Annotated in this window: 14 protein-coding genes; all 14 read left to right on the top strand. The window is 49.8% G+C overall.

Going from position 1 to position 15,893, the window contains the following annotated elements; all coding sequences use genetic code 11:
• The first annotated feature begins 144 nt into the window (after nucleotides 1-144).
• The 14 genes from K9N57_09030 (at nucleotide 145) to K9N57_08965 (ending at nucleotide 15,872) form a co-directional block, all read left to right on the top strand.
• On the top strand, nucleotides 145-990 hold the full coding sequence (locus K9N57_09030) for a MotA/TolQ/ExbB proton channel family protein (GenBank protein ID MCF7804320.1): 846 nt from the start codon (nucleotides 145-147) through the stop codon (nucleotides 988-990).
• A gap of 6 nt (nucleotides 991-996) precedes the next feature.
• Nucleotides 997-1,737 carry a flagellar motor protein MotB gene (locus K9N57_09025; protein MCF7804319.1) on the top strand — a complete coding sequence of 247 codons (741 nt, stop codon included), beginning with the start codon at nucleotides 997-999 and terminating at the stop codon, nucleotides 1,735-1,737.
• Nucleotides 1,738-1,751: 14 nt separating this feature from the next.
• Complete coding sequence (locus K9N57_09020) at nucleotides 1,752-2,555, top strand: hypothetical protein (protein MCF7804318.1); 804 nt, start codon at nucleotides 1,752-1,754, stop codon at nucleotides 2,553-2,555.
• Between the two features lie 61 nt (nucleotides 2,556-2,616).
• On the top strand, nucleotides 2,617-4,335 hold the full coding sequence (locus K9N57_09015) for a hypothetical protein (protein ID MCF7804317.1): 1,719 nt from the start codon (nucleotides 2,617-2,619) through the stop codon (nucleotides 4,333-4,335).
• A gap of 36 nt (nucleotides 4,336-4,371) precedes the next feature.
• Entirely contained in the window at nucleotides 4,372-5,868 is a 1,497-nt protein-coding gene (locus K9N57_09010; GenBank protein MCF7804316.1) for an N-acetylmuramoyl-L-alanine amidase, read from the top strand.
• Nucleotides 5,869-5,870: 2 nt separating this feature from the next.
• Nucleotides 5,871-6,713 (top strand): glutamate racemase, encoded by an 843-nt coding sequence (murI, locus tag K9N57_09005; GenBank protein MCF7804315.1) that lies wholly within the window; start codon nucleotides 5,871-5,873, stop codon nucleotides 6,711-6,713.
• Nucleotides 6,713-7,984 carry a bifunctional folylpolyglutamate synthase/dihydrofolate synthase gene (locus K9N57_09000; protein ID MCF7804314.1) on the top strand — a complete coding sequence of 424 codons (1,272 nt, stop codon included), beginning with the start codon at nucleotides 6,713-6,715 and terminating at the stop codon, nucleotides 7,982-7,984. Before murI ends, K9N57_09000 begins: the two co-directional genes overlap by 1 nt.
• 145 nt (nucleotides 7,985-8,129) lie before the next feature.
• Nucleotides 8,130-9,395 carry a transcription termination factor Rho gene (gene rho, locus K9N57_08995; GenBank protein MCF7804313.1) on the top strand — a complete coding sequence of 422 codons (1,266 nt, stop codon included), beginning with the start codon at nucleotides 8,130-8,132 and terminating at the stop codon, nucleotides 9,393-9,395.
• 547 nt (nucleotides 9,396-9,942) lie between these two features.
• A complete protein-coding gene (locus tag K9N57_08990; GenBank protein ID MCF7804312.1) occupies nucleotides 9,943-11,130 on the top strand; it encodes a pyridoxal phosphate-dependent aminotransferase in 1,188 nt (395 codons plus the stop codon).
• Between the two features lie 24 nt (nucleotides 11,131-11,154).
• Nucleotides 11,155-11,430: a 50S ribosomal protein L31 gene (gene rpmE / locus K9N57_08985; GenBank protein MCF7804311.1), complete on the top strand. Its 276-nt coding sequence runs from the start codon at nucleotides 11,155-11,157 to the stop codon at nucleotides 11,428-11,430.
• A gap of 1 nt (nucleotide 11,431) precedes the next feature.
• A complete protein-coding gene (locus K9N57_08980; protein MCF7804310.1) occupies nucleotides 11,432-12,415 on the top strand; it encodes a DUF1385 domain-containing protein in 984 nt (327 codons plus the stop codon).
• Nucleotides 12,412-13,497, top strand: coding sequence for a peptide chain release factor 1 (gene prfA / locus K9N57_08975; GenBank protein MCF7804309.1), 1,086 nt, complete (start codon nucleotides 12,412-12,414; stop codon nucleotides 13,495-13,497). Before K9N57_08980 ends, prfA begins: the two co-directional genes overlap by 4 nt.
• A 281-nt stretch (nucleotides 13,498-13,778) precedes the next feature.
• Nucleotides 13,779-14,663: a peptide chain release factor N(5)-glutamine methyltransferase gene (prmC, locus tag K9N57_08970; GenBank protein ID MCF7804308.1), complete on the top strand. Its 885-nt coding sequence runs from the start codon at nucleotides 13,779-13,781 to the stop codon at nucleotides 14,661-14,663.
• 372 nt (nucleotides 14,664-15,035) lie between these two features.
• Complete coding sequence (locus K9N57_08965; GenBank protein MCF7804307.1) at nucleotides 15,036-15,872, top strand: geranylgeranylglycerol-phosphate geranylgeranyltransferase; 837 nt, start codon at nucleotides 15,036-15,038, stop codon at nucleotides 15,870-15,872.
• The last annotated feature ends 21 nt before the right edge of the window (nucleotides 15,873-15,893 follow it).

The following is a 15,893-nucleotide window of genomic DNA, read 5'->3' as shown; positions in this document are numbered from 1 at the left end:
GGGACTTTTTTTATTTGCAGTCACGCTGTAAAACGTGTACAATACGAGCACTCTTTTTTATATCGTTACTCAAGAATCAAACAGAGAATTTGGTTCTATTTTACGTATTCGTAGAATGACCAGCACTGCAGACAGGGGAACTGAATGGATATTGCGACCCTTTTTGGACTGTTAGCCGGAGCCGGGCTTATAGTGACTGCCATCATTACCCAGGGTACCACGGGAAGCCTTGTGGAGTTTATTCACCGGGAATCGCTGATGATTGTTTTGGGGGGCACCATCGCCGCCACCCTCATAAACTATCCGCTGAAGGCGGTTATTGGGGTATTCGGTGTCGTAAAGAATGCGTTTAAACGACATGGGTCAGAATACCAGGATATCATTACCTATTTTGAAGAAACCTCGAAAACAGTTTATGAGAAGGGTATTATGGCCCTGGAAGGGACGCTGGACGATATTGACGATCACTTTCTCAGGAATGGCTTGGCGCTGGCAATCAACGAGCGTAACCCAGACAACCTTCGGAACTACCTGGAACTGGAGCTGAACAATATTCATCGCCGGCATCAACAGGGATCCGAGATCTTTTTTTACATGGGACAATATTCGCCCGCCTTCGGAATGCTCGGGACGATTATCGGGCTCATCATCATGATGAAAACCCAAATTACTATACCGGATTCAACCGGGGCATTCACCATGGCGACGGATTTTAATTTGCAGCAACAATTCACCGACCTGTTGAACGGCATGGGTTTGGCGCTGATTACGACCTTTTGGGGAGTCTTACTCGCGAACCTGGTCTTTCTGCCGCTGGGAGGAAAACTCGAGCGACGTTCGGAAGATGAGCTGATGATGAAAGAGATAATGATTGAGGGCATTCTTTGTCTCCATGCCAAAGACCATCCGCTGGTGGTTAAGGATAAACTGAGTACATTTGTGCCCCAACGAGAGCGGGAGATGTTTGCGAACCAGAGCGGGGGGCGATAGGGAATTATGAGTGCCTCGAACACCAGTCAGAACCGGCGAACTCCTGTGACGCGCAAACGCGCATCCAGAAGCGTCTGGTTGATCACGTATGCGGATATGGTGACCGTGCTGCTGACGTTTTTCGTTATGATATTCATCTACATGAAAGAGGCGGAAAACAGTATTGATCGCTGGCTGGATCAACTCATGAATCAAACCTATGCTGAACTCACGCGGTACGTTGACCAAAATGAAATCCGCGGGCTGGAAATTGAACGGGTGACTAAAGGGATCAGGATTATTTTATCAAGCGGTGTCATGTTTGACCCTGGTTATGCGGAACTCAAACAGAAAATTCGCCCGGTGATTTCGGAGGTGGGGTCAGTCATCGACAATTCGACCCTTATTCATATTGAGGATAATCCGCAGTACAGTGAGCTGATACACAACCTGCGACAGCAAAATCGTGATTTAAAAGTTGATATACGCGTAGAAGGGCATACGGATAGCGATCCGTACGTGGGCCGCGAGTTTGAGTCCAACTGGGAGCTTTCTGCAGCCCGTGCGCTGGCAGTGGTCAAGTATATGGCCGCCAGCACCGGACTGAGCGAGAGCAAATTTTCCGCACTGGGATACGGCGAATACCGGCCCATTCTCTCCAATGATTCCGAGGAAAACAAACAGCGGAACCGGCGGGTGGAGGTCTATCTGGATGCCAACCTGGTGCAAAACGGCGGTGAACACGTTGTCGATCGCCTGAACGATTAACGGCTGCAAACATTATGGGACTTTATCTCCGGAGGATAGGACTTGTCTGTCTGTTCCTGATGGGAACCCTGGCTGAAGGCGCCTTCGAGCGCCAACGGGCCCCGGTGCTTCCCTGGAACAACCCCGCACTGGGAGTTGCTGGGGTAATAGAGGATAATCCCGCTCAACTCGGGATGCTTAATTCGCCCCTTGTTGCCGCCTCCTACACAAACCTGTTTGGGATCCGAGCGCTGCAGATGGGGCGAAGTGCCTTCGTTTTTCCAACGTCGCTCGGTGTAATCGGTGGCGGCACATCTATTTTTGGAAATACGGGGTATTCCGAACAACGATATGCTGTTGCTTTTAGTCGAACAGTGACCGAGGAGGGCACAATCGGATTGAGTGTCAACGGGTACCAATTGTCGGTCCCGAAATACGGTAATGCGGGGGCGTTTTCCATAGATATTGGGACGGCCTGGCGTGTCTCGGACCAGGTGAGATGGGAACTGGGGTACTCCAACCTGTCCCGAGCAAGTATCGGAAAAGGTGCCGAGCCAATTCCCCAGCAGATATTCTCTGCGTTTCGGTACTCGCTGCCGGAAACGTTCTCAGCGCAGATTTCACTTCGGCATGACCTGCGATATCCTGTCCGGCTTGGAATCGGCTTCGGGTATGTCCCGGTTCCATGGATTGAGGCCGCTGCCCAATTCCTTACTGAGCCATCCAGATTTCAAATGGGCGTAAACCTTCACTGGAAATGGATTCATGTCCAATACGTGCTGGAAACCCACCAGACTTTACCCCTTACTCACCGGTTTGGGCTTGTGCTTGATTTTTAATTTACCGCACGCTTCGGGGCAGGGAAATTTGCCCGGTAGATATGCGGACCAGCTGGAGAGTATGGAGTCTGAAGAGGCGGCCATCGCCCTTCATGATGAATTTTTGTATCTCCATGAGCACCCGCTATACTGGACCGATTTGAATTCGAAGAAACTCAATACAATTCCGCTCCTTACAGTCACAGAGCGGGATAGCCTGCTCACTATCAGAAGTCGGCTGCCCGATCCGGAATCCTGGGAATCGGTTGAAAAGTACTTCTCGCCAGATGTGATGGAAATTTTGCGTTACCTGGTACTTCTCGGGCAGGAGCAACCGGTCGCTGGAGAGATCCGGTGGCGGGGTAAATCGACTGATCCCGCCGACTTGCAATCGTATACCCGGTTTCGTCTGAGTCAGAAAGGGCGATATACTAGCGGCATAGTACTGGAACGGGATCAGGGAGAGTCGTCCATCACCGATCAAATTGCCGGTGGCATTGAGTTGCACAATGTACCATATCTTGATAAAGTGCTGCTTGGTGGATTCCGGATTGGGTACGGTTCCGGACTAGCCTTTGGGACATCAATGGGATTGTCGAAATCAAGCAGCGCGGTGGGGAATGTCGATCGAAACGGAACGCGCCTCCGGGTGAACGAGTCCAGCCTGGAATCGGCTGGTTTTACTGGCGTTGCGATACAGGAAAATTGGGGTAATCATCACTTTCAAGTTGCCGGAGCCTATTCCCTGAGAGACGGGGAGTGGGATGGACAGCAGCTCGTACTCTCCAAATCCGGACTCCATACAACGGAGAGAAGTGCGCTCCGTGCAAATCGAGTCGGTGAAGAACTCTTGACCGGTGCATACTGGTTCAAATCAAAAGGAAGAATAATCGGGTTCCAGGGATCGGGAATATCATATCAAGACAGAAGAAGCGAAAAACCCATCCGCCGGGATAAAACAAGGAGTGTCTGGCTGCAAACGGACAATTTCCAACACGAAACGGCATTAGATGCGTCTGATAATCGGGCGCATTTCTCTTCCCTTCGTCGGGATATTTCCTTTGCGGAATTCGTGGTTGCTCATCGCTGGTATGCCCCGACTTACCGCGCAGAATATGCCGGTGGATTTGGCGAGTATCACGGTACTTCGAATGAAGAGGGCTGGTATATTGGAATGGAATCGAAGCTGGGCGACACCCGCTGGTACTGGTATTTTGACGCCTTTCATGAAATTGAAGGAACATCAAATCCACCGGGCTCAGGGACCGAGTGGTTACTGCGTTGCGACTGGCGGCCGCGATCACGGATGCTTATTACCGGCTATATCAAAACCGAATCGAAGGAAATCCCTTTCACCCAATCGGCGAATGGCGTTGTACACATCACCAATTTGTTGCGTGAGAAAAGGCATTACCGTGCCGAGTGGCGGTATCGCTGGGAATCCGGGAGAACCATCACTGTGAAGACGGATTATATTGTTACGGACTATTCTGAACGCCAAATTACTGGCTCACAATGGGCGTATCGTCTGACCTTCCCTTGGCGAAAACGGAACCGCTATCAGGTATTTTTAGTCCCGTATAATGTTGCGGACAGTGAGGCGTCTACATACTATTTCGTGATGCCGGTGTACGGTACTATGCAATTGATGCGACAGACCGGTTCAGGGCTTCTGTTTGGCCATCAATTGCGAATACAAATGTCTGATCAAGCCGAAATAACCATTTTTCATTTGCAACGCCAAGAGGAAAGGTCAATATTATACTCCGTCCTTGCCGTACAAATGGATATTGCTTTCTAATACTGTAGGGCATATATTCATAGCAACTTATCGGATATGCTTAAGAAACTACTTCAAGTCATCGGTTCTGGTGTGGTCTTTACGCTCCTGTTAGGGGCGCCGAATCTCTGTGCCCAGCAGCAGGCTCCCGCGCAGACGGTGACCGAGTTCCGCAATCTGAACGGGATGAATTATCTGTCCGCCTCCCGGTTTGCCGATATCTTCAAGGTCAAGACCTATTTCAACGCCCAGTCCCAGAAAATGATCCTTTATCTGCCGGATCAGCGCCTCAAATTTTCGGCGTATAGTTCATATATTATGATTAATTCGGAGATATATCATCTTCCCACCGAAGTCTTGCCCTCGAAGGATGATTTGCTCATTCCGGTCGCTTCTTTTGTGGATATTATCCAGCCACATCTCGGATTTACCATGCGATATGAGGCATCGGTACCGGAGTTACAGGTCAACTATGAACCGGTGAACATTACGAACCTCATTGTCGAAGAGAAAAAGAACGGGACCTTAATTCGGTTTCCGGTTACCCGGACATTTCGCGAGACTGAATATAAGGCCTGGCAAGGTAATGCAGGCTGGTTTTACCTAACAGTTGCCGGCGGGTATATCAATGAGCAGGAGCTGGCAGGTGCAGCACCCGGCGGTGTAATCCGGAAAATCGTTCCGATTCAGATGGACGGGTCGGTGCAGTTCTCATTCCGGCTGCGGGAAAAAATTAAGGATTATGAAATCTATCAGAATTCCAATCCCAGAGAAATCGTGATCAGTCTACGGAAGCCATCGTTTAACGGTTCCGTGGAGCTAAATGAGGCCAGAAACCGGTGGAAACTGGATCGAATAGTACTGGATGCCGGACACGGCGGTAAGGATCCGGGCGCTATCGGGCATGGCGGCATGTACGAGAAGCATGTCGTTCTGGATGTGACTAAGCGTGTTGGCAAGCTCATTGAAAAGAATCTGCCGGATGTGGAAGTAATCTATACCAGGAAAACCGATAAATTTATCCCGTTGCGCGAGCGGGCGAAGATTGCCAACGAGAAGAACGGAAAACTGTTTGTGAGCGTTCACGCCAACTCCAACGGAAATAAAAATGTTCGCGGATTTGAGACATATTTACTCCGGCCCGGAAAAACCCAGGATGCTATCGATGTGGCGGAGCGGGAAAACGCCGTAATCCGGTTTGAGGAATCCACCGAAATATACGAACAGTACGAAAACGAGCAGCTTATCCTTGCGACCATGGCGCAAAGTGCATTTATGAAGGAAAGCGAAGATTTCGCCAGCCTGGTACAGCAAGGCCTGAACCAAATAGTGCCCAGCAAAAACCGTGGCGTGAAACAGGCCGGATTTTATGTGCTCGTGGGTGCATCTATGCCGAATATTTTGGTGGAAATTGGTTTTCTCACGAATCCCAGAGAAGGGAAAAACCTCGGCTGGTCCGAGTATCGCCAGAAAATCGCCAACGGCATCTACGAAGGCATCCGGGATTTCAAAACAAAGTACGATCAACAGATTACGGAACAAGCATCTCTGTGAGTATTTCATCGGGACACGCTCCCCTCGGCATTTTTGATTCAGGACTCGGCGGACTGACCGTTGTTCGCAGGATTCAGCAGGTTTTTCCTGATTTGCCCATTCTGTACTACGGTGATACGGCACGCGTGCCGTACGGCACAAAAAGCCCCAAAACAGTCACGCGCTTTTCACGCCAAATTGTAGAATTCCTGATTGCACAAAATGTGCAGGCCATCATGGTGGCGTGTAATACAGCCTCGGCCACGGCGGTCCCGACGCTGAAGACCGAGTACGACATCCCAATCTATGGGATGGTGGAACCGGGCGCGCGTGCAGCGCTGAAAGCAACCTCAACCGGACGGATTGGTGTGATTGGGACAAACTCCACAATTCGTTCCAGTGTATACAAAACTGCGTTAACATCTTTGGACACCAGCCTTGAAGTTTTCGTGAAAGCGTGTCCGCTCTTTGTGCCATTGGTTGAGGAGGGCTGGGAGGACCATCCGGTGGCGGAAATGACTGCCAGGGAATACCTGGACCCGCTGATTGAAGAGAAAATCGATACGCTGATATTAGGCTGTACGCACTACCCGCTGCTTATCAACACACTGAAGAAAATTTTACCTGATAAAATCCATATCATTGATAGCGGGGTGGCGGCAGCTAACGCCCTCCAGGACGTTGTTGAATCTGCAGTGCCTCCCGAAAATAAGTATAAATATTACGTCAGTGATACGCCGGAGCGCTTTGCGGAAATCGGTGCTCGTTTCTTGGGGCGTCCCATGGAAAATGTGCGCTATTTTGACGTGGACCGCCCATGGACCCACGACGAAATTCAGTCCGCGCCACGGATTAAAATCGCCTGATGACAAACTATCAGGACACACTCCGATATCTGTATAACCTGAAGAATCGCGGGATTAAACTAAATTTGGATCGGGTGCTCCGGTTTCAGGAAGTGCTCGATTTTCCGGATCGATCGTATCCCTCGTTTCATATTGCAGGGACAAACGGTAAGGGATCCGTGGCTCATTTCCTCGCTGCAATGCTCCAGGCCGGCGGCAATTCCGTTGGGCTTTATACTTCCCCCCACCTAATCAGATTTAACGAACGGATTCGCATTAACGGCACGGCAATCCCGGATAAAAATATCGTGGCGTTTGTGCGTAAATGGCGGGACTTCATCGACGAGAACAATCTGACTTACTTCGAAACCACCACCCTCCTTGCCATGGATTATTTTCGGCGTCAAAATGTCGATGTGGCGGTGTTGGAAACCGGGCTCGGGGGACGGTTGGACGCCACGAATATCGTGACGCCGCTGGTGTCGGTGATTACGTCCATCGGGCTGGAGCATACAGAACAGTTGGGGAGCACATTGCCAGAGATTGCAGGGGAAAAGGCGGGTATCATCAAGGCAAAAGTTCCATGCGTGATCGGCGATATCGCACCAGAAGCCGAACAGGTTATCGTGAAAAGGGCTTCGGAACTCGAAGCGCCTCTTTGGAAAGTGATGGATGAATTAGATCCGGGAATTATCCAAATCTCGAATAGGGGGGAGACTGAATTTACTATTACCCGAGATGGACAGACCGAGAAAATCTGTCTCGCGCTAATTGGCCGGCAGGCTGCGGTGAATGCGGCAATCGCTCTGACAGCGCTGAAGGCACAAGACCGTTTTTACCTTCCCTGGGAAAAACAAAAAGAGGCCCTCGAGTGCGTAACTATCCCCGGGCGGATGCAGCAGGTGAGCGAATCCCCGCGGATGTATTATGACGTAGCGCATAATTATGACGGTATGAACCAGTTACTTACAAACCTGCGCATTCTGCATCCGAATTCGAATTTTCGCTTTTTAATGAGTCTCAGTGAATTGAAGGATATCTCTGACTTTAATACTATTATTCCCAAAGAAAATCCGGTGGGAATCATGACGATTGATACAATGCCGATGCATCCGGAAGACTATTGGCGGGAAGCGCTGCCGGAACACGAGGTAATCAATTATGGCCGCAATTGCGAGGCAGTGCAACATTTCCGCGATGATTGCTCCGCGGAAGATATTGGTGTGATTGCCGGGAGTCATTATATTGCAGAATCTGTATACCGGGTTTTTAATTTTTCCCTTGACTCATAAACGTGGTGTATTAAATTCACTGCACTAAGCATCCGGTTAACGTGTACAAAACGATAGAATTGTAAGCGGGACTCACCAACCATCACTTTTACGAAGAACCTTCTAAAACAATACAAATAATTAACACAAAACGGCGGCAAACATTATGAGTGCGACAGAGCGATTAGATATTAACGATCTGCAGTCGATGAATATCAAGGAACTGACCAAAATGGCTCAGGACCTGCAGATCCCCGGTTATTCGGGATTGAAAAAGCAGAATCTTATTTTTCGGATTCTGGAAGCTCAGGCGGAACAGGAGGGCCTGATATTTTCCAAGGGGGTTCTGGAAATTCTGGAAGACGGATACGGATTCCTGCGGTCACCGGATTACAATTATACGCCGGGGCCGGACGATATCTACATCTCTCCGTCGCAGATAAAACGGTTTGGGCTGCAAACCGGGCATGTAGTGTCCGGACAGATTCGTCCCCCCAAGGAAGATGAGCGCTTTTTTGCACTTCTCAGGGTAGAGGCAGTCAACTTTAAGCGCCCGGACGAGATTAAAAACGTCATGATGTTCGACAATCTGACGCCGCTCTATCCGGAAGAACGGTTTCAACTAGAGCACGATCCCAATGATTACTCCACCAGAATCGTGGACCTGATTTCACCCATTGGAAAAGGCCAGCGTGGTCTCATCGTTGCCCAGCCGAAGACCGGTAAAACCATTTTACTCCAAAAACTGGCGAATGCTGTAATTGCGAACCATCCGGACTCAACGCTGATTGTACTGCTCATCGATGAGCGGCCGGAGGAGGTCACCGATATGCAGCGCTCGGTAGACGCGGAGGTCGTCAGCTCGACCTTCGACGAACCGCCGGAACGGCACGTCCAGGTAGCCAATATGATCCTGGAAAAGGCCAAGCGGATGGTGGAGTTTGGTGAGGACGTGGTGATTCTACTGGACAGTATTACCAGGCTTGCGCGAGCACACAACGCCATAATTCCGCACTCAGGCCGGATTCTCTCCGGTGGTCTGGATTCCAACGCCCTGCACAAACCGAAGCGCTTTTTCGGTGCCGCCCGAAATGTGGAAGAGGGTGGTAGTCTGACAATTATAGCTACCGCACTTATCGATACCGGTAGCCGGATGGATGACGTAATTTTTGAAGAGTTCAAGGGCACCGGTAATATGGAGCTGGTCCTGGACCGCGAACTCAGCGACCGGAGAACCTTCCCAGCCATTGATATTAACCGGACGGGTACCCGCCGCGAGGAACTCCTCCTCAGCGAGACCGAACTGGCACGCGTCTGGATCCTCCGGAAATTCCTCCAGAAGATGTCTGTGGTGGAATCCATGGAATTCCTGCTGGACAAGATGAAGGGCACCAAGGACAACGACGAGTTCCTTCGGTCGATGAATCAGTAGGCATACCGGTTTATCAGATTGGATTTCTCTAATACCTTGGGTCTCACCTGGAGCGAACTGTTAACGTTATCAAACCAGTTTTTATAGCCGGATTTTTTGGCACTTTTTTTAAAAAAAGTGCAAAGAGAAAAACTTTCTGCTGCTTATCATCCATTGCCTTGACAAAGAAGGAAGGGCATTCTGGATATTACGAATAATCCAATCTTAATTGCTTTTCCAAGCCTCAATTTTCTCCTTTAATATCTCTCCTTTTGTCTTGATACAAAAGGAGACAAAAAATCAAGGCAGTGTTTTCAATTTTGTCCGCTGATGTGGCTCACTCAGGGCCAAAACTCAGTCATTTCATTCTCTCAGACAGCTGGTTCTGGCTGTTCTTCACTCGCCACCGCGGTGCCCAAAATTGAAAACAAGGCCAACCCAAACAACGAATAACTTTGCATTTTTGACCTTTTGCATCAGGACAAAAGGGCTGTTTCGTATTGTCACTTGATATTCAACCAAGCTCAAACGAACTTACGCAAGCTAAATAAAAACGGAATAAAACCATATGAGATTTGCCGATAGAATAGAACGAATTCAGCCATCAATGACGATGGCAATGAAAGATAAAGCCACCACCCTGCGGAACCAGGGAGTTGACGTCGTGGACCTGGGCGCTGGCGAGCCGGATTTTGACACGCCGAAGCATATCAGAGAAGCGGCCAAACGGGCCCTGGATGCAGGGCACACTCGATATACTAAAAACGTCGGAATTGACCCGCTTCGGGAGGCGATTTGCGATAAACTGAAACGCGATAACGGGTTGCAGTATAGCCCGAATCAGGTGATTGTCTCCAATGGCGCTAAGCATGTACTGTTTAATACGATGATGTCAATTCTGGGTCCCGGAGACGAAATTATTATCTTTTCGCCGTACTGGGTTTCTTTCCCGGAGATGGCGAAACTGACCGGCGCCAATCCGGTGATCGTGACTCCAGAGGAGTCTAATAATTTCGAACCGGAAATCGAGCAGGTCCGGGAAGCGATGACTGAAAAGACCCGGGCAATTCTGGTAAATTCGCCGACGAATCCGTCAGGAATGGTTTATTCCGAGGAAACCGTACGTGGATTGACGGATCTCTGCCTGGTAAATGACCTGTATCTGATTTCCGATGAATGTTATGAGCGGATTACCTTTGGAAGGGAGGCAGTTTCGCCGGCGAAATATGAGGAGAGCGCGGAGCTGATTATTACTGTTCAGTCCATGTCGAAAACTTACGCGATGACCGGCTGGCGGGTGGGCTACGCCGCCGGGAATGAGACGTTGATTAAGAACATGGCTACAATCCAAAGCCAGAGTTCCTCCCATGCAAACTCCATCGCACAGTACGCGGCACTGGAGGGATTGACCGGGGAACAGAGCTTCCTGGAAGAGTTTCGGAGCCAGTATTTGGAGCGCCGGGATTACATCATTGGTCGAATAGAAAATATCCCGAACATGACGTGCGTTAAACCTGAGGGCGCGTTTTATGTCTTTCCGAATATTGGTGGTTATTTTGGAAAATCGTACAACGACAACACAGTGAATAGTTCTTTGGACATGGCAAATTTTCTGTTGGACGAGGCGCACGTAGCAGTTGTACCCGGTGGCGCATTTGGTGCCGATGAAAATGTACGTATCAGCTATGCCACATCATTGGAGGAACTTGAACGCGGTCTGGATCGTATTGAGGCTGCATTGGAAAAACTGAATTAAGCAAAGAATGAAGGAGTAGAGGTTATGAAAAAAGGAATTCATCCGGATTACGAGATGGTGACTGTTACATGTTCGTGCGGGAACACCTTTCAGACCCGGTCGGCATCCGGAGATATGAAGGTGGAACTCTGTTCGGAGTGCCATCCGTTTTTTACCGGGAAACAGAAGATGATCGACTCCGCCGGCCGTATCGATAAGTTCCGCGCCCGGTACGGAGAGAAGGATGACAAGAAAAAGGCCGAGGCAAAGAAGTCCGAATCCAAGAAAGAAGAAGCCGCCGCTGAAGCCGAAGAGAAATAAGGTGCGATTTCGTCTTTTGCCGCTGCTGGTAATGGCGAAATCCACTATACTGGTCGGTGGCCAGGCAGTCATCGAGGGGGTAATGATGCGTGTTCCGGGTGGATACGCCACCTCCGTACGACGCAAGGACGGATCAATTACCACTGACCGAAACGAGTGGACGCCGCTTACGCAGCGATTCAGGTGGGCGCAGTTGCCGATTGTCCGCGGCGTGGTTGCGCTGTTTGAATCCATGAAACTCGGGATGGGCACCCTTCAGTGGTCAGCAGATATCGCCATGCAGGATGAGGAAGACCATCCGGAAGATTACAAAGAGAGCAAACTCGCTACATTTATAACCACAGTATTTGCCCTGGCGCTTGCTCTTGGGTTATTTCTGGTGGCACCGCTCTGGATCACCACCAAAGTCCTCAACATCGAAGAACAGATGCTGGCGTTTAATCTGGTCTCCGGTGGTTTCAGAATTCTGTTTTTCCTGATGTATCTCATCATTATCTCCCAAATTCAGGACGTGAAGCGCCTGTTTGAATATCACGGCGCCGAGCACAAGGTTGTCTTCAATTTTGAATCGGGGCTGGATCTGTCGTGGGACAATACCAAAAGATTTACAACCTTCCATCCACGATGCGGTACAAGTTTCTTGTTCATTGTTATGATTTCTGCGATCCTGATGTACGCACTACTCGATACAGTATTACTAGCCGTTCTCGGCACCATCAATCTGCCGATTCGCGTTCTTGGCCATCTGGTCTTTTTGCCATTAGTTGCCGGAGCGTCCTACGAGGTTATCAAACTTACCAGTGCAAATATGGACAAGATTTTCTTTCGGGGATTGGCCAAACCCGGACTCTGGCTCCAGCGGATTACCACCAGCGAGCCGGATGAGAGCCAGGTTGGCGTTGCCATCACCGCCCTGGAGAATGCATTCGGCGACGAATATACAGAGTATGCCGGCAAGGAATATGTTGCGGAGGCGGTGGCATGAACAGCAACAACCTTGCAGAACTCCTGGAAAAGCTGGAGAAAGTGGAGGATCGGTATAATGAGATTACCCACATGCTTTCCGACCCGGATGTGATCGCTGATACGAACAAATTCCGGGATCTCTCCAAGGAACACAACGAACTTTCAGAGGTTGTGGAAGCGTACAAGCCGCTTAAGGAAATTAATGATCAGATTGAAGAGGACGAAGAAATCCTCGAGAGCGATGACGATGAGTTGAAGGAGCTTGTACGCGACGAACTGGACGAGCTGAAGGAACAGCGGGAAAAGATGGCGCAGGATCTCCGGATGATGCTAGTGCCCAAAGATCCCAATGATGAAAAGAACACTATTGTCGAAATCCGTGCTGGAACCGGTGGCGACGAAGCGGCCTTGTTTGCATCGGATTTGTACCGGATGTATCGGCGGCTTGCTGAAAAGAGCGGCTGGAAAATTGAGCAGCTCTCCAGCAATCCAACCGGAGTCGGCGGATACAAGGAAGTGGTGTTTGCGGTTGCCGGTGAAGGTGTCTACGGAACCATGAAATTCGAGAGCGGCGTTCACCGGGTGCAGCGGGTCCCGGAGACCGAGAGCAGCGGCCGGATTCATACCTCAGCAGCCTCAGTCGCCGTCCTCCCCGAGGCGGAGGAAGTGGACGTGGATATTGATCCCAATGATCTGAAAATCGACGTGTATCGTTCCACTGGTCCCGGTGGGCAGAGCGTCAACACCACGGATTCGGCAGTCCGAATTACCCACGAGCCGACCGGACTGGTCGTCCAGTGCCAGGACGAAAAATCTCAGCACAAAAATAAGGCAAAGGCACTGAAGGTGTTGCGCTCTCGTCTGTTGGCAAAGAAAGAAGAAGAACAGCAGCAGCAGCGGGACGCACAACGGAAGTCCATGGTGAGCACCGGCGACCGGAGTGCCAAAATTCGTACTTACAATTTCCCCCAGGGACGGGTCACCGATCACCGGATCAACTTTACCACGCACAACCTGGACAGCGTTCTGGATGGCGACCTTAAGGAAATTCTGGAACAGCTTAAGGTCGCCGACCGCATGGAAAAGCTGGAAGCGGTGTGAGTGGGTACCATAGTTTTATCATAATAGCCAATTTGTACAGTGGAGACGTTACATGATAAACCAAGCACCAAGTGTGTCATCCCGAGCGGAGTCCCACCTGGTCGGGACGCCGCCGAGGGATCTCGTCGTTTCTCCTCAATACCATTATTACTATGGGATTTAAGAAAGTTGGACGCAAAGTACGAGGAGGTTCTTCGCTTCGCTCAGAATGACAGTTTTTTTAACCTCACACAGCCTCCATGTAGCGTCTCTATAAAAACAGTTAATACTGCTTAGATAACATGTCCGAAACTACCACAGAACAAAAAACCTGGCGCGTCCTCGACCTGATAAACTGGACGACGGATTACCTCAAAGAAAAGGGATTTCCTGCGCCACGGAGCGATGTGGAGTGGTTGCTTATTCATGTGTTGGATTGCGAACGAGTGGAGTTGTATACCGATTTCGAAAAGCCGCTTCAACCTGGAGAACTCAGTGAATTCAAGGCGTTACTGAAGCGACGGCTCAGCCATGAGCCGGTGCAATATATCACGGGCGAGACAGAATTTATGGGGTATCCATTTGCGGTGAATGAATCGGTGTTGATACCCCGGCCGGAGACGGAAATACTTGTGGAACATGCCGTGGATTGGTTAAGGGAAAGAGAATCATCCGGAAGCAGGGTGTTGGATATCGGCACCGGCAGCGGTTGCATCGCCGTCAGTTTGGGGAAACTGGTTCCGGGAATAGAGGTTACGGCATTGGACAATTCGCTGGAAGCCCTGGACGTAGCAAGGAGTAATGCTGAGCGTAATGGCGTCGCTGAGCACATTGAATTCCGGGAGCAGAATATTCTGCAAACCGCTCCACCAGATAAATACGATCTCATCATTAGTAATCCCCCGTACGTCGCCAATAATGAGATAGAGGGTCTACAGGAGGACATCCGGAAATATGAGCCAGAAAATGCTCTTGTGGCTGGTGAAGAAGGACTCACATTTTATCAATATTTTGCGAAATATGCGCACCAGTGGATCACCGATGGTGGTCGATTCATGCTGGAGATCGGCGGGACGCATCAGTCGGAGGCAATCCGGGAACTTTTTGCAAATGATGGCTGGTCAGATATTTCAATCATTAAAGATTATAACGAACAGGATCGGATTGTAATAGCCGTACCGGAGTAATTCAGCAATTTTGTCTCGCAATTCGCCACATCGAATCATTCCAAGCCGGGATTCCATAAGTTTTCTGGGTATAAATCCCGCGTAAAATAAATTAATAAAACTGATAAAATTGTATTCTGCCGACCCTTTTAGGGTTGGTAAACCCTGAAAGGGTCTCTTTTGACGAGGGTTCGTAGCCAACGTTAGATTGACCTCACCATGAGTCTCCCGACTATGGGATGGGGCGAATCCCGAGTTTATTGATTAAGGATTTTAAGATGTTTAGCATTGCCAGTCCATCGTCGGGCTGATAGTGCTACTCCCTTCAAAAATATCCGTTTATTTTCCATCTCCCGTTTGTTTGCCAAGCTGCGAAATCCTATATTTTACCTTGTGAATCGAATAATCGCCTACATAAAACTGACGCGTCCGCTGAATGTGGTGATTGGGATTTTGGGCGTTCTCCTGGGCGCTTACCTTACCGGTGATCTTCGGATTGCGGCGGCACTGTGGTGTGCGGTCATAACGGTGATAACCTTCACCGGGGCCGCCAACGCCATTAACGATTATTACGATTACGAAATTGATAAAATTAATCGCCCCGAGCGACCTCTGCCTGCTGGTCTGATCCCTCGATCTCATGCCCGGATTTTTGCATACGCCATGTTCACTATCGGAGTCGTTTCTTCAGCGCTGATTTCATCGCTGGCATTTGCTATCGCTGTCGGCTCTGCCGGGTTCTTGGTTGGCTACTCCAGGTGGTGGAAGCGCCAACCCATCTTTGGGAACGTTGTTGTGGGACTGATGATCGGGGTCGCGTTTGTCTATGGTGCCGCCGCGTTCGGGGATCCCTGGGCAGCTTGGCCTCCGGCGTTTATGGGGTTCCTGTATACCTGGGGGCGCGAGATAATTAAAGACCTGGAAGATGCCGAAGGAGACGCATCACTGGACGCAAAAACCTTACCGTTACTTGTGGGGGAATCCAGAGCAAAATTTTTCTCAAGTGGTCTATTTCTTCTGTTGATTTTTGGAGTGCTCGCCCCCTATCTTATGAACATCTATAACACGCTTTATTTGATCATGGTGGTGGTAGGCGTCGATGTCCCGATACTCTACATTACAGTTCAGTTGTGGCGGTCGCAATCCTCTGCAGACTATCGCCGTTTAAGCCAGATCCTAAAGGCTGATATGTTCGTCGGTCTGCTGGCAGTATTTGTTGGAACTTTTTAACCTAAAAAATCACGGATTAGC

It is taken from the genome of Candidatus Neomarinimicrobiota bacterium (assembly GCA_021734025.1).
In the GTDB taxonomy this organism is placed as follows: domain Bacteria; phylum Fidelibacterota; class JAANXI01; order JAANXI01; family JAANXI01; genus JAANXI01.
This window is presented reverse-complemented; position numbering and strand designations above follow the sequence as displayed.